This window comes from Polaribacter sp. BM10 (genome assembly GCF_002005425.1).
In the GTDB taxonomy this organism is placed as follows: domain Bacteria; phylum Bacteroidota; class Bacteroidia; order Flavobacteriales; family Flavobacteriaceae; genus Polaribacter; species Polaribacter marinaquae.
In genome coordinates, this window is the sequence record NZ_CP019704.1 from 298217 (window position 1) to 317755 (window position 19539).

Genomic DNA, 19539 nt, shown 5'->3' on the forward strand with positions numbered 1-19539 from the left:
ATAGTTTCAAAATTACAATTTCAAAAAAAACGAAATGTTAATAAAAACTTAAAATAAGATGCTATTAAAAAGCACATTTCAATCGCTTTTGAGCATATTTTTTTATGCATTACTTTTAGTAAAATATTTGTTTCTTAACCAAAAAGAAACACGCACTAATAGAATTAGAGCAGGAACTTCAACTAAAGGACCAATAACGCCTGTAAAAGCTTGACCAGAATTTAAGCCAAAAACTGCGATGGCAACCGCTATTGCTAATTCGAAATTATTACCTGCAGCAGTAAAAGCAACAGCTGTAGTTTTGTCATAATCTGCACCTGTAGCTTTTGTAAAAAAGAAGCCAATAATAAACATTAAACTAAAATAAATTAATAAAGGGATGGCAATTATTAAAACATCCATTGGTATTTGAACGATTAATTCTCCTTTTAAAGAAAACATTACGATAATTGTAAATAATAATGCAATTAGGGTGATCGGAGAAATTGTTGGAATAAATTTATTGGTATACCATTCTTCTCCTTTTAACTTTACTAAAATTAATCTACTTAAAATTCCTAATAAAAAAGGAATTCCTAAATAAATGGCAACGCTTTCTGCAATTGTACCAATAGAAATATCAACGATTGCACCTTCAAAACCAAAATAAGGAGGCAATACAGTTATAAATAACCAAGCATAAAAACTATAAGCAAAAACTTGAAAAATACTATTTAAGGCAACCAATCCTGCTCCATATTCGCTACTACCTTCGGCAAGATCATTCCAAACTAACACCATTGCAATACATCTTGCCAATCCTATTAGAATTATACCGACCATATATTCTGGATAATCGCTTAAGAATACAATAGCCAAAATAAACATTAACACCGGACCAATTATCCAATTTAAAATTAAAGAAATAGATAGTATTTTAATATTTCTAAATACTTTAGGTAAAAGTGCATAATTTACCTTTGCTAATGGTGGATACATCATTAAAATTAAACCAATAGCAATTGGAATATTAGTAGTACCACTGCTAAAGGAGTCTATAAAATCTGGAAAGGTAGGTATAAAGTACCCTAAACTAACACCTATAGCCATTGCTATAAAAATCCATAAGGTTAAGTTTCTATCTAAAAAACTAAGCTTTTTTTTAGTCATTTTTTAATTGAATTTAAAGTTTGTAAGCGTGTAAATAGTTACTGTTATTGTTGTGTTTTGTTATATTGCAATATTACGATTAATATTGTAGATTTTAAACTTATTTTATTTATTTACTAATTAAATAACATTAAGTAAACATTAAAAAGGATTTGTATTTTTGCTGAATAATAAATCTAGAGATAATGAAAAATGTTAGCATTCTTGGTTGTGGTTGGTTAGGGAAACCTTTAGCAGTTTCTTTTTTAGAGGAAGGATATTTTGTAAAGGGATCTACAACATCCGAAGAAAAAATAACAGATTTAGAGGCTTTAGATATAGAGCCTTATATTGTAAATATTTCTGAATTTGAAGAGTTTGATACTTTTTTAAATACAGATATTTTAATTATTGCAATTACCTCAAAAGATATTGATGGTTTCGAAAATTTGATATCTCAAATTCAAAATTCTAGCGTTCAAAAAGTAATTTTTATAAGTTCTACTTCTGTTTATGACAGTTTAAATAAAGTGGTTACAGAAGAAGATGCTGTATTAAATACACCGCTAACTGCTATCGAAAATTTATTTAGAGAAAATACTTTTTTCGAAACAACTATAATTCGTTTTGCTGGTTTATTTGGTGGAGAAAGACATCCTTCTAATTGGTTTAAAAACGGTAAAAAAATTCCGCAGCCAAAAGGTTTTGTAAACATGATTCATAGAGAAGATTGTATAGAAATTATACATGAAATTGTAGCTCAAAATTGTTGGAATACTACTTTTAATGCATGCTCTAATCATCATCCTACAAGAAGAGAATTTTATACAATTGCTAAATTAAGTAGAGGTTTTGAAACGCCAGAATTTGAAAATAATGATGTTTATAAATGGAAAATTATTTCGTCAGAAAAACTACAAAAAACTTTAGATTATACTTTTATTCACGACGATTTATTATCCATATAAATCTATTAACTGTATTTCCTTTTTCTTAGAAAATTAAAGGTAAGGCCAAAGGCAAACAATAAAATTAAAGGTAATATTAGGTTTAAAAATTGCCAAAAAGTTCTTTCTTTATAAGCTTTTTGTTTGTCTAACATTTTGATTTTTAAGCTTTTGTTTCTTAATTTTAACAAACCTGCGTCATCTAATAAATAATCTACAGCATTTAATAAGAAATCTTTGTTGCCAAATTGCTGATTGGTCCATTTATCTCTAGCCAAATCGTAGGGTTGTCCTTTCAAAATTTGATTTTTACCAATATCTCCATCAGAAATTACAATCATTTTATTTGGTTTAGATTGCTCTTTTAAGAGTGATGTTTTAAAAGGTTTTACTCTGTTTTTATATGCTGAATTAAAAGAACCTTCTAGTAAAACAGCAAATAACTGATGACCGCCTTTATAATCTGTTTCTATAACTTCATCAGCAATAGATTGCAATTCTATAATTTTAGGAGTTCCTACTTTTTGTGTTAATAAAGAACTAACTAATAAAGGTGTTTTTTTTATGTTGTTTTTAAGAGTGTCTATTTGGTTAGCAAATTGTAATCTAACCGGAGAAACGTTTTTGGTAATTGTGTGATTCGGATTACCGTTAACTAATGGATGGTAAAACCAATCTAGATTTTTAAACTGTGGTTGATTTGCAACTTGCCCTGTAGCAACCGGTATTTTTGCCGAGTATAAATCTTTTATCAAACTTGTGTTTATTCGAATTCCGTAAGAAAACAATAAATTTGTAAGACCTAAATCTCTAGGATACGCTAACATTTTACCCGAATTAGCCAAACTATCTTGATCTGCTTGTACATTATCAATCATCCATAAAGTTTTACCTCCGTTGGTAATAAACTGATCTAAAACAAACTTTTCTTTATCTGTAAATTTTATTGTAGGTTTTGCAATTATTGCCAAATCTAAATTAGTTAAATCTTGTAAAGTTTTGTTAGCATTACTTTTTACAGAATCTAAAGTGAATTTTGCTAATCGGTATTTTTTTGCAACCTCACTTAAAAAACTATACTGATAAATATCTTTTAATTCTCCGTTACCAGTAATTATACCTACTTTTTTCTGTGTTTTCAATTGAATAGTATGTATGGCATTTGTAAAACTATATTCTAAATTTTCAATAGCTTTTTGCAATTGTTCTTCTTGTGATGCTACAATGGCGTTTGGTAATAATGATACAACGGTAGACTTAGAACCCAAACTAACTTCTGCCCACGGAAAAATAATAGCTTCCGACATTTTACCATCTTCTTCTACGGTTAGTTGACTAGGCATCATGCCTTTTTTTATCAAGGCTTCTCTTTGATTGTCTGGATTTTCGAAATTGATTTTAATTCTCGAATTTTCCGAAGACAATTCTTCTAAATATTGTTGAGTTTCTACTTGTAATCGTTTAAATTCTGATGGAAAATCTCCTTCTAAATAAACCGTTATAAATAAGTTTTTATCAACCTTAGCAATACTGCTTTTAGTGGTTTCTGATAAAGTGTATCTTTTGTCTTTTGTAATATCAAATCTTTTATAAAAAGACTGATTTAGTAGGTTGATGCTTATCAGTAAAACAATTACAATCGATATGTTTTTTATAGATTTATTCATTTTCTAAACGGGTTTTTGTAATGAATAAAAAGAAAAAGGTAATGCTTAAAAAGTAAATAATATCTCTAGTATCAATAACACCTCTAGATATACTTTTATAGTGTTCGTTAATGCCAATTTTTTTAATAATATAGTTGTTGTCTAAAGAAACTGAAATGGCATCAAAACCATAAAAAAGTAAAAAAGTTATTAAAACACCTAAAATAAATGCAACTATTTGATTTTTTGATATGGTAGATGTAAATAGGCCAATTGCAGTATAGGTTGCTGCTAAAAATAACAAACCGATATAAGAACCAATGGTTGCACCAATATCTAAATTGCCAACAGAACTGCCTAATTGGTACACTGTGTAAACATAAGTTAATGTTGGTAAAATAGCTATAATTACTAAAATTAAAGAAGCAGAAAATTTACCTAATATTATTTGCCAATTAGAAATTGGTTTCGTTTTTAGTAGTTCTATAGTACCATTGCTAAATTCATCAGCAAAACTTTTCATGGTAATTGCAGGAATTAGAAATAAAAATACCCAAGGAGCTAAATAAAAAAACGGATTTAAATCTGCAAAACCAGCATTTAAAATATTAAAATCGTCTTTAAAAACCCACAAAAATAAGCCGTTAATTAATAAAAAGACACCGATAACCAAATAGGCTATCGGACTCGAAAAAAACGAATTGAATTCTTTTTTTAGTATTGCAATCATTCTATAATTTACTTTCTAATTTAAAGATTCTATTGTAATTAAATGTGCTACATTTTCTTTTTGGTAAAAAAACAAAACCATTTTTTTCTAATAACGCTATCGAAGCAATATTATTTTTATGCGTAAAAGCTTCTATGGTTGTTAATGCTAATTTATCAAATCCAAAGGTAATTACTTTTTGCAAAGCTTCAGTCATAATTCCTTTTTGCTGAAAGTTTGGCTTTAATTTATAACCGATTTCGGCGTATGTATCAACTTTAGAAATGTTATGTAACACAATACTGCCTATTACTTGATTTTGAAACTCAATTAACCAAAAGATTCTTTTATGCTGATTATATAAAGAATTACAAGAGTTTATAAATGCAGATGCTTCTTCTAAATTCTGAATTCTTTTTGTACCTACAAACTTATTAATTTCTTCACTAGACCTTAATTCTAAAACAACGGCAATATCTAAATCGGTAGCTTTTCTTAAAATTAATCTTTCGGTTTTTAAAATCGGATATTCAGTGAAGTTAATAAAGTTCATGATTTATAAGAAAATTCCGAAACCGATAGAAGAATTAAATGAAGAAACATGATAGGTGTAATCACCATTTGTAGTGTCGTTTTTTGTTTTATTATATTTTAAACTAAACTCTACACTTATTGTATCGTTAATGAAATAAGCAATACCTGCACCAAATTCATAACCAAAAATGTTTGATTCATCAGTATAATTATAACTATCAAATGCATCGTAATAATTATTTTCGCTTTTGTTTTTACCAAATGAAACTTTTGCTTCTATAAAAGGCTTAAACTCTCCTTTTAAAAAATAATTTTTTAAAAAAGGTGTAAAAACAAAAGAGTTATTTTTGTAAGAATCTGAACCGTTTTCATAGGAGCTTTTAGAATAACTAAGCCCTAATTCAGTACCAATAACAAAATTATCGATAATAAAATATCCAACTTTCGGAGCAATTGAAAAATTAGTAGCTTTTGTATCTCCAGAATTATAACCATCATTTTCCGACCATATTTTTGCAGAACCGAAATTTAAATTACTAGAAGCTCCAATCATAAAACTCCCTTTTTCTGTTTGCGCGTTGATTGAAATTGTAATAAATGTGATAAATAATAAAGCAATCTTTTTCATATAGTAAATTTAAATTAGTGATACTTTTTTGTCGACACTCCAAGCAGCAGGTTTGTCGTTAAAGAAAACTTTGGTTTTTGCCCAAACATCTTTAAAAAGTGCCGAGTTTCTGTAGTTTTCTAAATCTTGTTCTTCGTTCCAATAAGAATATGTAAAAAAGATATCTGGGTTATTTTTATCTTGATATAATTCTAATAATTGGCAACCTTTAGAACCTCTTATAAATTCTTTTTTTTCTTCAAAAATTGATAAAAAAGTAGGTATGTGTTTCTGATGAAAACTCATCTTTACAATTCTTACAAACATAGTTTAGTTTAAAGTGGTAAATTCTTGTTTTGGCTCGTTAATAAAATTTATGGTAACAGTATCTCGATATGCCAAACCTAATAAAGAGCAAGCGCCACCAACAGTATCTAAATTGCTTCTGTAAATTGCAATTTCTATATAATTTGCAGAGTTAAAAATGGCTAATTTATGTCCTTCGTATTGTTGATTACTGTAAGCGCTGTTAGACGCAACTTCGTTATATTTAGAAAACACTTTTGTAAATTTATGTTTTTTAGCATTGATTTCGAAATTTCTTCCTTTACCAATTTCTTGAAACATTTTTTTACTAATATTTGTAATTACATTTCCGTAATTGTCTATGTAAACGATGCCACCAATAATTTGATCTTGTAATTGATTTACTTTTGGCTGTATTTCTATAATTGTTTTATATTCTGATATTTCTCTTCCTATTACTGTTAAATTTCCGCCACGAGCAATAAAGCAAGCAACTTGTACAAATACCTCTAAAACCGGAAAACTACTTTCTATTCTATCATGAATTGTGATTTCTACAATTTTTGTTGGCTTAAATTCTGCAACAATCATCGAAATAATTCCGTTGTCTGGGCACACAAAATAATGACCATCCAATTCTAACGCAATGTGCTTGTTTTCTTCACTCAATTCAGAATCTACACCAATAACATGCACAGTTCCTTTAGGAAAACTTTTGTAGGAATTCTTTAGAATATACGCAGTTTCTGTAATGTTAAATGGCGAAATTTCATGTGTGATATCAACAATTTTTGCATCTGGAAGTTCAGAGTAAATAGCCCCTTTTACAGCACCTACAAAGTGATCTTTCGTTCCGAAATCTGTGGTTAAAGTAATTAGAGACATTAATTTTTTAGCTGTTAATTAATTGTGTAAAAGTTGTTAACTATTTAACGCAAATCTAATCATTTTAGGAATTTTATTCGCTATTTTTAGTTGAAATAAAATTGATATCAATCTATAAAAAATAAACATTTGAACGAACGCATTATAGAGCTAGAAGAAATAAACCCAAAAGACTTTTTTGGGGCACATAATAGTACCATAGAACAATTAAAAAGGTATTTTCCGAAGATAAAAATCGTCGCAAGAGGATCTAAAATGAAAATTTACGGCGAGTCTGAACTTTTAGATGAGTTTGAAATTCGATTAGATCGTTTGATAAAATATTACAATCGTTACAATAAATTAGACGAAAATAGTATCGAGCGTATTTTAACATCAAACGGAAACGAAGAAAAAACAAGTGCTTCTAAAAAAGCAAAAGATGTTTTGGTGCATGGTGTTAGCGGTAGATTAATTAAAGCACAAACAGAAAACCAGCGTAAAATGGTTTCTTTAATGGCCAAAAATGATATGTTATTTGCTGTTGGTCCTGCAGGTACAGGTAAAACATATACCGCAGTTGCTTTGGCTGTAAAAGCTTTAAAAGAAAAAGAAGTACGTAGAATTATTTTAACAAGACCTGCTGTGGAATCTGGTGAGAATTTAGGTTTTTTACCAGGAGATTTAAAAGAAAAATTAGATCCTTATATGCAACCTTTATATGATGCATTAAGAGATATGATTCCGCATGAAAGGTTAGAGTCTCATTTAGAAAAAGGAGTTATTCAAATTGCGCCTTTAGCATTTATGAGAGGTAGAACTTTAGACAATGCTTTTGTAATTTTAGATGAGGCACAAAATACTACTCACAATCAAATGAAAATGTTTTTAACCAGAATGGGTAAAAACGCAAAGTTTATAATTACCGGCGATCCTGGGCAAATAGATTTACCAAGAAAACAAGTTTCTGGTTTAAAAGAATCTTTATTAGCGTTAAAAGATATTGAAGGTATTGCACAAGTTTATTTAGACGATAAAGATGTTGTAAGACACAGATTGGTTAAGAGAATTATTTCTGCTTATAAAAGCATAGAAACAGAATAGATAATGATAAAAATAGAAAAAGATAAACTAGGTTTACAAGACTATTTTTATATTGGATATTTATATTTAATAATCTTAGGAATTGTTAGTGACGCTATTTTTTACGGAATTTTTGGTGTTACCTATCTTAATTATACAACCATTTTAGATGCTTTAATATCTCCTATAAGTTTGCTTGCAAATAATTGGGTTTTATCTCTTGTACTAATTTTTATGTTTGGTTTGTTGTATTTATATTTAACTAGATGGATGCCCAAATTGTATAAATACTTTAGAGTAAAAAAATGGTATCAAAATATATATAATATAGAAAAATGGGATAAGAGATATGCTAAAATGGGAGACAAAAATAATCTGTTGCCTGCGTTAATGTTTTTGTTTTTTTTACTTTTTGTTTCTATGAGAACCGGTATGGGCATCGGTATGAAACATAAATTTAGTGAACAAGAAGCAGTACCAAATTACACCCTTGTTTTTAAAGATAACGAAAAATTAGATGTTAGAAAAATAGGGCAAAATTCTGCTTATTTTTTCTATTTTATTCCAGGTGAAACAGAAATTACAGCAACACCAATTAGTGATAATTTAAAGCAAATAAAACGTTTAAAAAAGAAGAAAAAATAACTTTTTAAATTACTATTTTTGCACACTTAACAACACAACAACTAAAATGAATACAATTAACGAAACTAATTTTCAGTTTCCGAATCAGAAATCTGTTTACAAAGGAAAAGTAAGAGAAGTTTATAATATAGATAATGAACTTTTGGTAATGATAGCCACAGACAGATTGTCTGCTTTTGATGTTATTTTACCAAGACAAATTCCTTATAAAGGTCAGATTTTAAATCAAATTGCAACCAAAATGATGAATGATACCGCAGATATTGTTCCGAATTGGTTACTTGCAAATCCAGATGAAAATGTAGCCATTGGTCATTTATGTGATCCTTTTAAGGTAGAAATGGTTATTAGAGGTTATGTTTCTGGTCACGCCGCAAGAGAATATAAGGCAGGTAAAAGAATGCTTTGTGGTGTAGAAATGCCAGAAGGATTAAAAGAAAATGACAAATTTCCAGAACCTATAATTACACCTTCTACAAAGGCAGATAATGGCGAGCATGACGAAGATATTTCTAGAGAAGATATTTTAGCAAAAGGAATTGTTTCTGAAGAAGATTACATCGTTTTAGAAAATTATACAAGAGCTTTATTTAAAAGAGGAACTGAAATTGCGGCAAAAAGAGGCTTAATTTTAGTAGATACTAAATATGAATTTGGTAAAACGAAAGATGGTAAAATTGTTTTAATTGATGAAATTCATACACCAGACTCTTCTCGTTATTTTTATGCTGATGGATACCAAGAAAGACAAGATAATAACGAACCACAAAAACAATTGTCTAAAGAATTTGTTAGACAATGGTTAATAGAAAACGGTTTTCAAGGTAAAGAAGGGCAAGCAATACCAGAAATGAATGATGAAAAAATCATCGAAATTTCTAATAGATATATAGAATTATACGAACAAATTACCGGAGAAGCTTTTACAAAAGCTATTACAGATAATGTTCTAAATAGAATAGAAAATAATGTGTTGAAGTTTTTAGCTTCAAAATAAACCATCTCAAATTAAGTTAGATGTAAAAGCAAACAAAATCACTTGTTTAGGCAGTAATTATGTCAATTCGAGTGATTTCTTTTAGTTAACTTTACAGAGAGAACAAACAAACAACAAATGATTATAGAACCAAGAACAAGAGGATTTATATGTTTAACATCTCACCCAACAGGTTGTGAGCAAAACGTAATCAATCAAATAGAATATATAAAGTCGAAAGGAAAAATAGACGGAGCAAAAAAAGTATTGGTAATTGGTGCCTCTACAGGTTTTGGTTTGGCATCTAGAATAACCAGTGCATTTGGTTCTGATGCAGCAACAATTGGCGTTTTCTTTGATAAACCAGCTACAGAAGGTAGACCAGGTTCGCCAGGATATTACAACACAGCAGCATTTGAGAAACATGCACACCAAGCAGGTTTATATGCAAAAAGTATTAATGGCGATGCGTTTTCTAACGAAATAAAAGAAGAAGTTGTAAATCTAATTAAAGAAGATTTAGGGCAAGTAGATTTAGTAATTTACAGTTTAGCATCACCAGTTAGAAAACATCCAAATACTGGTAAAAGATTTAAATCAGTATTAAAACCAATCGGAGAAGTTTTTACAAACAAAACCGTAGATTTTCATACAGGTAAAGTATCAGAAATTTCTATAAATCCGGCAGAAGGTGAAGATGTAGAAAATACCGTAACCGTAATGGGAGGTGAAGATTGGAAAATGTGGATGGATGCTTTAAGTAAAGAAAATTTATTGGCAGAAGGTGCTACAACAGTTGCATATTCTTACATTGGCCCAGAAGTAACAAAACCAGTATATAGAAACGGAACAATTGGTGCTGCTAAAGATCATTTAGAAGCAACAGCTTTTACAATTGCAGAAGATTTAAAAGCAATTAACGGTAATGCTTATGTTTCTGTAAATAAAGCATTGGTTACACAAGCAAGTTCTGCAATACCTGTAATACCTTTATATATTTCTTTGTTATTTAAAATAATGAAAGAAAACGGAACTCATGAAGGTTGTATAGAACAAATTCAGCGTTTGTATAGCGAACGTTTATTTGGTGGTGATTTAGACTTGGATGAAAAAGGCAGAATTAGAATTGATGATTTAGAAATGAAAGAAGAAGTACAAGCTGCAATTGCAGAACTTTGGAAAGATGCTACATCAGAAAATTTAGCTGAAATTGGAGATTTAAAAGGTTACAGCGACGAGTTTTTTAATTTATTCGGATTTAAAGTAGACGGAGTAGATTACGACGCAGATGTAAATGAAATGGTACAAATACCAAGTATTAAATAAATAATAATTACCAATTTTATTGGTTAAATTTTACAAATAATACCTTGCAATTTAATTTTGTGAGGTATTATTTTTTTATCTTGTAGTTAAATTTTTTAAAACTTATGAAAGCAGTTACTATTAAGCAACTTAAAGATGAATTGTCGCATAAATCTGCCTCAGATTTAAAAGATTTATGCCTGCATTTGGCTCGATTTAAAAAAGAAAACAAAGAATTACTTACCTACTTATTATTCGAATCACATGATGAAGAATCTTTTATAGCAACAATTAAAGAAGAAGTAGATTTACAGTTTAGCGAAATTAATACGAAGAGTTTTTTTTACATAAGAAAAAGTGTTCGAAAAATATTAACGTCAATAAAAAAACACATTCGTTATTCTAAGAAAAAAGAAACAGAAGTAGAGTTGTTACTGTATTTTTGTAAAAAATTAAAAGCTTTTAAGCCTTCTATAAAAAGAAGTACGCGTTTACAAAGTGTTTTTGATACACAGGTAAGAATGATAAAAAAAGCTTTAGAAAAACTACACGAAGATTTACAATACGATTTTCAATTAGAATTAAATGAATTATTAGAAAATGAGTAGAACAAGACCTGTATTAGAAAACTTAATAACAGATAATATGTCTAAAGCAGAAGTTTTTCAAAATAAAACTTTACGACCTATTATAAAAATGCAACACAATTTGTTAATTGTGTTTTTTAAGAGTTATTTAAAGAAAAGAAAAATTGATTTTTCTGTTTTAACAGCCCAAAAGAAAAGAAGTAGAGTAAAAGCTATTTTTACAAAAGACATCAATTTTAAAAACTTAAATCTAGGTTTAATTATTGGAGATTTTTCGATGGAAGAATATGCGTTTTATGATGAAAATTCATCAGAATTAAATAGAAGAATTTTACAGATAATTGCGCAAAGAATTCAAGATAGCTTAGATGAAATCTAAAAAAAAAGGTGTTTGTAATTTTACAAACACCTTTTTTTAAATATAAATTTAAAATTATTGCTTCTTTTGAGCTGCTAATAATTTTTTCTGATATTTTCCTTGCACTACATCAACAATTACCAATACCGCTAATACAAAGTAAAAAGTAGTTTTACTCATTGGTACAATTTCGTTACCAAAAAGTTTAATATGTGCTAAATGTCCGCCTTCTGTAACTAACATTATTCCTACAATAAAAAGAATAAATAAACCCAATACTTCGTACATTCTGTTTTTTGCTAAAAAGCTAGAAATTCTATCAGCTAAAAATAACATTAGCAAACCACTAATTACAATAGCAATAGCCATTACAATAAAAGCGGTTGTAGAATTTTCGATTTCACTAGTTAAACCAATTGCAGCTAAAATAGAATCGAAAGAAAAAACAAGATTCATAATTACAATACTTGTTATAACTGCATTAGCAGATTTAGCTCTTTTAGAATCACCTTCAATATCGTTATCTAAATTATTAGTACCAATCATGTGCCAAATTTCTTTAATAGCTGTATAGATAATAAAACCACCACCTAATAAAACAATGATGCTGTGACCATTAAATTCAAAATGAACAATATCTTTTATTTCACCAGTTAAAAAAGAAAAAGGTTCTTGAAAAAAATCAATAATAGACACTAAAATAAAAAGCAATACAATTCTTAACACAATTGCTATTAAGATTCCTGTTTTTCTAACTTTTTTTTGATCTGCTACCGGCGCTTTTTTAGATTCTAAAGAAATATAAAGTAGGTTATCGAAACCAAGAACTGCTTGTAAAAGCACAAGCATAATTAATGTAAAAATTACTTCTAACATAGTTTTTTATTGTTTAATAAGTATGAAGTTCAAATATATTTGGATTGTAGAAAATACACAATTAATATTCGATTTACTTTTAGTATTATAGTTTTAGGTAAATAAATGTTTAACTAGAATTCTAATACTTACAAAAGCAATTAAAATAGCAGTTGCTTTTTTAAGTTGTATAGGTTTAAGAATTGTTGCGCTTAATCTGCTTCCTATTTGTCCGCCAATAAAAACAGTAATTAATAAAATAGAAGTTAATTGCCAATCGATATTAAAATCTGGATTAGAATATTGCCCAATTAAACCAGCAATAGAGTTTACTAAAATAAATACACTAGCTGTAGCTGCAATTTTTTTAGGCGTATTCCAATTTGTAAGATGTAAAAGTGGTGCTAAGAAAATGCCTCCGCCAATACCAACCATTCCAGAAATAAAACCGATAAAACCACCAAAACCTGCATTTTTTAGAAAATTTGGTTGCTGATCTTTATTATCCGTAGAAATTATTTTTTTTGAAATCCACATAGTTATTGCTGCAAAAAGAAGTGTAAAACCCAAAAGAATAAAAAAGAAATTCTGACTTATTTTTAGTTTTCCACCGAGAAATGCAAACGGAATACTTAAGAGAATTAAAGGTACTATTTTTTTCCATTCTATTTGTTTCTGCTGATGAAATAATAAAACATTACTGGTAACAACAACAATGTTGCAAAGTAAAGCAGTTGCTCTAATTTGTGTAAATGCAATGCTTGTTAATGCTAAAATTGCTAAATAACTAGAACCGCCACCAAAACCAATAGCTGCATATAATATTGCCACTGAAAAAAACAGAATTATTACAGGTAAGTTTGTTAAAATTAAATCAAATTCCATAAAGCAAATATAATTTTCTATTTTTAGAAAGAATTATACTTAGCAAAACTTATTATGAGTAATTACCACATAAAACATCTAGAAGAATACTATCAAGTATACAGAAAGTCTATTAGAGAGCCAGAAAATTTTTGGGAAGAAATAGCCGAAGAGCATTTTGTTTGGCGAAAAAAATGGGATAAAGTTTTAGAGTGGGATTTCTCGAAACCAGAAATAAAATGGTTTCAAGGTGCTAAATTAAATATTACAGAAAATTGTATTGATAGACATTTGGCAACTCGAGGAGATAAAACTGCTATTTTATTTGAGCCAAATAATCCAGATGAAGCTGCAGAACATATAACTTATAACCAATTGCACAAAAGAGTAAATCAGTTTGCAAATGTGTTAAAAGAGCAAGGTGTACAAAAAGGAGATCGAGTTTGTATTTATGTGCCGATGATACCTGAGTTGGCAATTGCAACTTTAGCATGTGCCAGAATTGGCGCAATACATTCTGTAGTTTTCGCAGGCTTTTCTGCAACAGCATTGGCAACAAGAATAAATGATTCTGATTGTAAAATGGTAATTACTGCTGATGGATCTTATAGAGGCTCAAAAACCATAGACTTAAAAGGAATTGTAGATGAAGCTTTAGAAAATTGTAGTTGTGTAGAAACTGTTTTAGTTGCAAAAAGAATTCAATCTAATATATCGATGAAATCTGATAGAGATAAATGGTTACAACCTTTGTTAGATAATGCTTCTGATGTTTGTGAGGTAGAGATAATGAATGCCGAAGACCCGTTATTTATTTTATACACTTCTGGCTCTACGGGTACGCCAAAAGGAATGGTGCATACTACTGCAGGATATATGGTTTATGCTGCTTATACTTTTAAAAATGCATTTCAATATAGAGAAAACGATGTGTATTGGTGTACCGCAGATATTGGTTGGATTACCGGACATTCTTATATTGTTTATGGTCCGTTAGCAAACGGAGCAACAACTGTTATGTTTGAAGGTGTACCAAGTTATCCAGATTTTGGTAGGTTTTGGCAAATTGTAGAAAAGCACAAAGTAAATCAGTTTTATACAGCGCCAACAGCAATTAGAGCATTGGCAAAACAAGGTACAGAATTGGTAGATAAATATAATTTGTCTTCGTTAAAAGTTTTGGGTTCTGTTGGTGAGCCCATAAATGAAGAAGCATGGCATTGGTATAATGATAATGTTGGTAAAAAGAAAAGTCCGATTATAGATTCTTGGTGGCAAACAGAAACTGGCGGAATCATGATTACTCCAATTCCGTATGTTACACCTACAAAACCAACCTATGCAACATTACCTTTTATAGGTGTTCAACCAGCTTTAATGGATGAAAACGGACAAGAATTAAAAGGAAATCAAGTAGAAGGAAGGTTGTGTATAAAATTTCCTTGGCCAAGTATTGCGAGAACTATTTGGGGAAATCATCAACGATATAAAGAAACCTATTTTTCTGCTTTCGAAAATAACTATTTTACAGGCGATGGCGCCTTAAGAGATGAAGTTGGTTATTATCGAATAACTGGTAGAGTAGATGATGTTATTATTGTTTCTGGACATAATTTAGGAACTGCACCAATAGAAGATGCTATAAACGAGCATCCGGCAATTGCCGAATCTGCTATTGTTGGTTTTCCACACGATATTAAAGGAAGTGCTTTATACGGTTATATTACTTTAAAGGATGCCGGAGAATATAGAAATCATGATAATCTTAAAAAAGAAATCAATCAATTAATTGCAGACAGAATTGGACCAATTGCAAAATTAGATAAAATTCAATTTTCAGAAGGATTGCCAAAAACACGTTCAGGAAAAATTATGCGTCGTATTTTACGTAAAATTGCAGCTAATGAAATGGATAACTTAGGCGATACAAGTACATTGTTAAATCCGGAAGTTGTACAAAGTATTATTGATAATAGATTGTAAATTAATTTCTAGTAAGTTTTTTTTATTATATAGGTGATTTCTGAATTATAGATTTACAAAATTATAATTTATAGATTGCCTTTATAACAAATGTTCTAGGGAAAACAAAAGTTCTTCTTTCAGAAAATAAATTTGAAGTTAGAGTAGCGTTTAATTTAGAAATATTGTTGCCAATATTTGTGCCTAATAATTCAAAACCCCATGGACTATTTTCTTTTTGATAAAAAATGGAAGCATTTAATTCGTTAAATGAATTGGTGTTTTTAGTAGCGTTATTTTTATAAAAATTATACAAATATTCAGTTTTAAATTTCCAATTTTCGTACTCATAATCTACAGCAACATCTAAATTAGATAAATTAGAAATTGTATTAAATAAAGAGTTAGTGTTGTCTTTATATGTTTGAGAATATGAAAAATCTATATTTGGTTTATTATCATATACAGTTCTAAAACTGGCTCGGGTTAAAAATGAATTATTATTAGACTTAATTTTATTATTGTTTATAAATGTTGCGTAATTGGAATTTGTATATTCTGTTAATACAGTAGCTTTCCAGTATTTATAATTGTAAACAACTCTAAAATTTGTAGTTAAAGATTTGTTGGGAGTATCAATGTTAATAGGATTAATAACATTAAAAATAGTTGAAGTGTTAAAAATATTCTGGACTTGATTATTTCTTATCTTATAATAAATACTAGGGTAAAAACTCCAACCATAGGTTTTGTAATTTCTATAACTTAAACTAACAAAGTGATAAAAAGTTTCTTTTAAATCCGTGTTACCAGTATAGATATTATTGTAATTATTTAAAATATTATTAGAAATTAATTGTCTTGTGCTCGGAAATGTATTTGTAAGGTTGTATTTAAAGATAAGCTTCTTTCTATTAGTAATATCCCAATCTATTTCAATTTTAGGTAGTAGTAAATTAGATTGATAAGAGCTGTTGTTATTAAGGTCTAAACTTGTTCTGTTGTAATTTTGATATTTTAATTCTGCTGTAAAAATAGCATCACCAATTAATTTTTTATATAAAATACTTGTAAAAATAGTAAATTGGTTGTGTTTTAGATTATTAGAGAAATTACTAATAGTTGTATTATCTTGTTGTAAACTACTCTTAAATTTATTTTGTTCGTAATTATTACCCACATTAAAGTAAAGATGATTCACATTATCTAATATCCAAAAGTGTTTTAAGGCAACATTATATTCAAACTTTTCACTTGAAGATTTTTTTAGAACATTTATACTTTCTTTCTCATTGATAGGAATATTATTTGGGAAAATATTAGTGTTTGTTAACCAATTTGTGGAATCATCAATTTTGTTAAAATTAAAATTTACAATTGCTTGTGATGTATGGTAAGTAGAAAACTTTTTTTCTGCTTTTAAATAAGAATTTATTTTATCAGAATTAATTAAATTATTTTCATTAAAGTTTATTATAGAATTAGCTAAATCTCTATTGTTTTCGATGGTTTGGTTTATCGAAGTCGTTTCAAATTTAGTATAATATTTAATTCTTGTATTTTCTTCTGGTTTATATAAGAATTGTATTTTTCCTAAGAATAAATTCTGATTATTACTTTCATCTTCGCGCAATCTTTCAGTAATATTATCTATTAAATAATTTCTAAAGTTTTCTACACGACCATTTGTTTTATCTGATAGTGCAATTAAAAAAGAACTAATACTCAGTTTTTCATTTTTAGCATGTTGTATGTTGAAACCACCAAATTTGTGTTTACTAGCTGTAAAATTTTGATTTCGTAATAATTTTACAATCGGAGATTGAATAACTTCTTTTAAGTTATTCATGTCTAAACCACCATCAAAATTTATATAATCTCTTAAAGTAAAAGATTTTCTGTTTGTATTGTTAAAATCTCCAATAAAACTATAATTAGTTTTTGGGCTGTATTTAAAAATTGCAGGATGTAAAACATATCTGTTTTTAATACCTAAACCTGCCTCTATATCTCCAAACACAAACTTTTTTTTGTCTTCTTTTAAGCTAATGTTCATAGCAATTTCATCAGATTTTTCTAAACCTTTCATAAAAGCATTTTCATGATAATCTTCTATAACATCTATTTTGTCAATTACATCTGCAGGTATGTTGTTTACTGCCAATTTTGTGTCTCCTGTAAAAAACTTTTTATTATCTACTAAAAGTGTCGTTACTTTTTTACCTTTTACAGTAACATTGCCTTTTCTATCTACTTCTACGCCAGGTAATTTTTTTAAAACTTGTTTTAGTTTACGTTCTTTACCATTTGTAAAAGCATCTGTATTATATGTGGTAGTGTCTTTTCTAATTCTTACCGGAATTTTATATTTAATAACAATTTCTTCTAATTTATTGGGGTCTTCCTTTAAAATAAAATTAATAATACTATCTTTTTTAGGAGTGTTTAAAGTTTCTTTTCTAGTTATAAAGCCCATAAAACTTATAGAGCTATTATAAGTTGTGTTCTTTGTAAGCGATAAAGTATAATTCCCTAAATTATCACTAACGTTATGGGCTAATTTACCTTTATTGGTGGGGAAAGCTAAAATATTTGCGCCAGTTAATGGTTTATTATTTTCATCTAAAATTTTACCTTTTATTACTATTTGTGATGATATAGCAAGAGAAAAGTTTAATATAAAAAATAAAATTAGATGTGGTTTTTTCATAATTTTTAGTCTATCGTAACTTTTCTAGCATCTCTCATTAATCTTATTTTTTCATTTACATCTATATTTTTTCCTTTTTTTAAACTAGGAATTTTTTTTATTTTTTTTGGATTTAAAATGATTTTATCAACTAAATAATAAAAGTTATCTATTTCTAATTTCAAAATTAATCCGGGTAAACCACCATTACCTATAGGGGCATAAGGCAAGGGTATATCTGTAGTGTACCATGCAATATTAGTAATGTAGTTACCAGATCTAGTATTTAATTTTTTATTAACTGCTTTATAGCAAGTGTAACCATCAATAATTTTAATTTCATTAAAGAATTCCCATTCTTTCATTCTAGAGCTATCATTAACAATATATTGTTTACTTAAAATTTCTGTATTATACATAGCATCTTTATTAATACCATTAAATTGATACCAATTTTTGTTGGCACCTGTAGAAATATCAGCAAATTTTGATTCAAATGGATACAGAGGTATATTTTTTTCTTTTTTAAAAAAAGATTTTTCTTTATTAAAGTACAAAACATATGAACTTCTATTTACTTCCTCCGTAATTTTTCTAGTCATTTCATGGTTAGAAGTTTTACGAATTTTAGTTCTTTTTGTTTTGTAAGTAATCATTCCATTTTGACCAAATAGCGCTGTTAAATTTGTTAAAAAAAATAATGTAAAAAAGATGTTTTTTAATTTCATAACGTTAGTCTTTTGTATATTTCCTCTCTTTTCTTCTAAGGTCTACCATTTCTTTTACGGTAATTGTTTTACCATCCTTAATTTTTTCTACTTTAATATTTATTTTAGGGTTTAGTAGTATTTTATCTACGATGTAGATGGCTCTATTACCTATTTGTAATTCTAATATTAAACCAGGTAAACCTCCCATACCCGATGGTCCGTATGGTAAAGCTATATTTGTTGTATACCAAGCTGTATATTTTCTTTTACCACCTGTTCTATTAATATTTATGGTTTTTTCAGCTTTGTAACATTCAAACCCATCTATAATTTTAGTCTCATTAAATAATTTCCAATTCTTCATGTTTTTTTCAGAAAAATTAACCTTATAAATGGTGTCAAATATTTTAATGTTTATTAAAGAAAGTTTGCTTTTATTATATTGATAACTGTTAAAAGTAGAACCAATAACAACTGTAGCTAATTTTTGCATTAAAGGGTTTATTGGTATGTTTTTTTCAGATTTAAAATAAGATTTTTCACTATCAAAAAATAATTTAAATTTCATTAAATCTATTTCTGTTTTTATTGCTTTTGCCTTTGTTTTGTTTTTATCCGTATTAAGGTTTATAGATTTTGTTTTATATATAATTATACCATTTTGACAATTAATAGTTGTTATATAAAAAAGTATTAATATCAGGATTGTTTTTTTCATGTTTAGTTTTTAAAAGGGAATGGATTTTATGCCATTCCCGATACTT

The 19539-nt window shown here is 28.1% G+C and carries 20 protein-coding genes; 8 read left to right on the forward strand and 12 right to left on the reverse strand.

The window, feature by feature from the left end:
* Positions 1-102: 102 nt before the first annotated feature.
* Entirely contained in the window at positions 103-1149 is a 1047-nt protein-coding gene (gene arsB / locus BXQ17_RS01275) for an ACR3 family arsenite efflux transporter (RefSeq protein WP_077808883.1), read from the reverse strand.
* 185 nt (positions 1150-1334) lie between these two features.
* Here arsB and BXQ17_RS01280 point away from each other — a divergent pair, with 185 nt between their 5' ends.
* Positions 1335-2096: an NAD(P)H-binding protein gene (locus tag BXQ17_RS01280; RefSeq protein WP_077808884.1), complete on the forward strand. Its 762-nt coding sequence runs from the start codon at positions 1335-1337 to the stop codon at positions 2094-2096.
* A gap of 5 nt (positions 2097-2101) precedes the next feature.
* Here BXQ17_RS01280 and gldG read toward each other — a convergent pair whose 3' ends face one another.
* Genes gldG through BXQ17_RS01310 form a run of 6 tightly spaced genes read right to left on the reverse strand, consistent with a single transcriptional unit; the run spans position 2102 to position 6762 of the window.
* Entirely contained in the window at positions 2102-3742 is a 1641-nt protein-coding gene (gldG, locus tag BXQ17_RS01285; RefSeq protein WP_077808885.1) for a gliding motility-associated ABC transporter substrate-binding protein GldG, read from the reverse strand.
* The gene (gene gldF, locus BXQ17_RS01290; RefSeq protein WP_077808886.1) at positions 3735-4451 is read right to left on the reverse strand and encodes a gliding motility-associated ABC transporter permease subunit GldF; all 717 of its coding nucleotides are present in this window, start codon (positions 4449-4451) and stop codon (positions 3735-3737) included. The genes gldG and gldF overlap by 8 nt, the downstream gene beginning before the upstream one ends.
* 1 nt (position 4452) lies before the next feature.
* Positions 4453-4983 carry a GNAT family N-acetyltransferase gene (locus BXQ17_RS01295; RefSeq protein WP_077808887.1) on the reverse strand — a complete coding sequence of 177 codons (531 nt, stop codon included), beginning with the start codon at positions 4981-4983 and terminating at the stop codon, positions 4453-4455.
* A gap of 3 nt (positions 4984-4986) precedes the next feature.
* Positions 4987-5592: an outer membrane protein gene (locus BXQ17_RS01300; RefSeq protein ID WP_077808888.1), complete on the reverse strand. Its 606-nt coding sequence runs from the start codon at positions 5590-5592 to the stop codon at positions 4987-4989.
* A 9-nt stretch (positions 5593-5601) separates the two neighbouring features.
* On the reverse strand, positions 5602-5898 hold the full coding sequence (locus BXQ17_RS01305) for a putative quinol monooxygenase (protein ID WP_077808889.1): 297 nt from the start codon (positions 5896-5898) through the stop codon (positions 5602-5604).
* A 3-nt stretch (positions 5899-5901) separates the two neighbouring features.
* Positions 5902-6762, reverse strand: a complete 861-nt coding sequence (locus tag BXQ17_RS01310; RefSeq protein ID WP_077808890.1) for an S-adenosyl-l-methionine hydroxide adenosyltransferase family protein — start codon at positions 6760-6762, stop codon at positions 5902-5904.
* Positions 6763-6891: 129 nt separating this feature from the next.
* Here BXQ17_RS01310 and BXQ17_RS01315 point away from each other — a divergent pair, with 129 nt between their 5' ends.
* The 6 genes from BXQ17_RS01315 to BXQ17_RS01340 all read left to right on the forward strand — a co-directional run bounded on the left by BXQ17_RS01315 (position 6892) and on the right by BXQ17_RS01340 (position 11716).
* Positions 6892-7845 (forward strand): PhoH family protein, encoded by a 954-nt coding sequence (locus tag BXQ17_RS01315; protein ID WP_077808891.1) that lies wholly within the window; start codon positions 6892-6894, stop codon positions 7843-7845.
* Between the two features lie 3 nt (positions 7846-7848).
* Complete coding sequence (locus tag BXQ17_RS01320; protein ID WP_077808892.1) at positions 7849-8469, forward strand: hypothetical protein; 621 nt, start codon at positions 7849-7851, stop codon at positions 8467-8469.
* Positions 8470-8515: 46 nt separating this feature from the next.
* A complete protein-coding gene (locus BXQ17_RS01325) occupies positions 8516-9466 on the forward strand; it encodes a phosphoribosylaminoimidazolesuccinocarboxamide synthase (protein WP_077808893.1) in 951 nt (316 codons plus the stop codon).
* A 117-nt stretch (positions 9467-9583) separates the two neighbouring features.
* Positions 9584-10771: an enoyl-ACP reductase FabV gene (gene fabV, locus BXQ17_RS01330; protein ID WP_077808894.1), complete on the forward strand. Its 1188-nt coding sequence runs from the start codon at positions 9584-9586 to the stop codon at positions 10769-10771.
* 104 nt (positions 10772-10875) lie between these two features.
* The gene (locus tag BXQ17_RS01335; RefSeq protein ID WP_077808895.1) at positions 10876-11358 is read left to right on the forward strand and encodes a hypothetical protein; all 483 of its coding nucleotides are present in this window, start codon (positions 10876-10878) and stop codon (positions 11356-11358) included.
* Positions 11351-11716, forward strand: a complete 366-nt coding sequence (locus tag BXQ17_RS01340; protein WP_077808896.1) for a glyoxalase — start codon at positions 11351-11353, stop codon at positions 11714-11716. The genes BXQ17_RS01335 and BXQ17_RS01340 overlap by 8 nt, the downstream gene beginning before the upstream one ends.
* Before the next feature lie 54 nt (positions 11717-11770).
* On the opposite strand, the gene BXQ17_RS01345 is transcribed toward BXQ17_RS01340, so the two are convergent.
* A complete protein-coding gene (locus BXQ17_RS01345) occupies positions 11771-12571 on the reverse strand; it encodes a TerC family protein (protein WP_077808897.1) in 801 nt (266 codons plus the stop codon).
* Positions 12572-12664: 93 nt separating this feature from the next.
* Positions 12665-13435 (reverse strand): sulfite exporter TauE/SafE family protein, encoded by a 771-nt coding sequence (locus tag BXQ17_RS01350; RefSeq protein WP_077808898.1) that lies wholly within the window; start codon positions 13433-13435, stop codon positions 12665-12667.
* A 54-nt stretch (positions 13436-13489) separates the two neighbouring features.
* Between BXQ17_RS01350 and acs the strand changes: the two genes are divergently transcribed.
* Positions 13490-15397 carry an acetate--CoA ligase gene (gene acs / locus BXQ17_RS01355; protein ID WP_077808899.1) on the forward strand — a complete coding sequence of 636 codons (1908 nt, stop codon included), beginning with the start codon at positions 13490-13492 and terminating at the stop codon, positions 15395-15397.
* Positions 15398-15458: 61 nt separating this feature from the next.
* Here acs and BXQ17_RS01360 read toward each other — a convergent pair whose 3' ends face one another.
* Genes BXQ17_RS01360 through BXQ17_RS01370 form a run of 3 tightly spaced genes read right to left on the reverse strand, consistent with a single transcriptional unit; the run spans position 15459 to position 19493 of the window.
* On the reverse strand, positions 15459-18086 hold the full coding sequence (locus BXQ17_RS01360; protein ID WP_077808900.1) for a carboxypeptidase-like regulatory domain-containing protein: 2628 nt from the start codon (positions 18084-18086) through the stop codon (positions 15459-15461).
* Between the two features lie 5 nt (positions 18087-18091).
* The gene (locus tag BXQ17_RS01365) at positions 18092-18793 is read right to left on the reverse strand and encodes a GLPGLI family protein (RefSeq protein WP_077808901.1); all 702 of its coding nucleotides are present in this window, start codon (positions 18791-18793) and stop codon (positions 18092-18094) included.
* Positions 18794-18797: 4 nt separating this feature from the next.
* The gene (locus BXQ17_RS01370) at positions 18798-19493 is read right to left on the reverse strand and encodes a GLPGLI family protein (RefSeq protein ID WP_077808902.1); all 696 of its coding nucleotides are present in this window, start codon (positions 19491-19493) and stop codon (positions 18798-18800) included.
* Between the last annotated feature and the right edge of the window lie 46 nt (positions 19494-19539).

What these genes read in the sequence shown, in the direction of transcription:
- BXQ17_RS01350 (WP_077808898.1), bottom strand. Translation starts at nt 13,435, where the DNA reads ATGGAATTTGATTTAATTTTAACAAACTTACCTGTAATAATTCTGTTT.
- acs (WP_077808899.1), top strand. Translation starts at nt 13,490, where the DNA reads ATGAGTAATTACCACATAAAACATCTAGAAGAATACTATCAAGTATAC.
- BXQ17_RS01305 (WP_077808889.1), bottom strand. Translation starts at nt 5,898, where the DNA reads ATGTTTGTAAGAATTGTAAAGATGAGTTTTCATCAGAAACACATACCT.
- BXQ17_RS01360 (WP_077808900.1), bottom strand. Translation starts at nt 18,086, where the DNA reads ATGAAAAAACCACATCTAATTTTATTTTTTATATTAAACTTTTCTCTT.
- BXQ17_RS01295 (WP_077808887.1), bottom strand. Translation starts at nt 4,983, where the DNA reads ATGAACTTTATTAACTTCACTGAATATCCGATTTTAAAAACCGAAAGA.
- BXQ17_RS01325 (WP_077808893.1), top strand. Translation starts at nt 8,516, where the DNA reads ATGAATACAATTAACGAAACTAATTTTCAGTTTCCGAATCAGAAATCT.
- BXQ17_RS01300 (WP_077808888.1), bottom strand. Translation starts at nt 5,592, where the DNA reads ATGAAAAAGATTGCTTTATTATTTATCACATTTATTACAATTTCAATC.
- arsB (WP_077808883.1), bottom strand. Translation starts at nt 1,149, where the DNA reads ATGACTAAAAAAAAGCTTAGTTTTTTAGATAGAAACTTAACCTTATGG.
- gldF (WP_077808886.1), bottom strand. Translation starts at nt 4,451, where the DNA reads ATGATTGCAATACTAAAAAAAGAATTCAATTCGTTTTTTTCGAGTCCG.
- BXQ17_RS01310 (WP_077808890.1), bottom strand. Translation starts at nt 6,762, where the DNA reads ATGTCTCTAATTACTTTAACCACAGATTTCGGAACGAAAGATCACTTT.
- BXQ17_RS01345 (WP_077808897.1), bottom strand. Translation starts at nt 12,571, where the DNA reads ATGTTAGAAGTAATTTTTACATTAATTATGCTTGTGCTTTTACAAGCA.
- gldG (WP_077808885.1), bottom strand. Translation starts at nt 3,742, where the DNA reads ATGAATAAATCTATAAAAAACATATCGATTGTAATTGTTTTACTGATA.
- BXQ17_RS01365 (WP_077808901.1), bottom strand. Translation starts at nt 18,793, where the DNA reads ATGAAATTAAAAAACATCTTTTTTACATTATTTTTTTTAACAAATTTA.
- BXQ17_RS01320 (WP_077808892.1), top strand. Translation starts at nt 7,849, where the DNA reads ATGATAAAAATAGAAAAAGATAAACTAGGTTTACAAGACTATTTTTAT.
- BXQ17_RS01340 (WP_077808896.1), top strand. Translation starts at nt 11,351, where the DNA reads ATGAGTAGAACAAGACCTGTATTAGAAAACTTAATAACAGATAATATG.
- BXQ17_RS01335 (WP_077808895.1), top strand. Translation starts at nt 10,876, where the DNA reads ATGAAAGCAGTTACTATTAAGCAACTTAAAGATGAATTGTCGCATAAA.
- fabV (WP_077808894.1), top strand. Translation starts at nt 9,584, where the DNA reads ATGATTATAGAACCAAGAACAAGAGGATTTATATGTTTAACATCTCAC.
- BXQ17_RS01370 (WP_077808902.1), bottom strand. Translation starts at nt 19,493, where the DNA reads ATGAAAAAAACAATCCTGATATTAATACTTTTTTATATAACAACTATT.
- BXQ17_RS01280 (WP_077808884.1), top strand. Translation starts at nt 1,335, where the DNA reads ATGAAAAATGTTAGCATTCTTGGTTGTGGTTGGTTAGGGAAACCTTTA.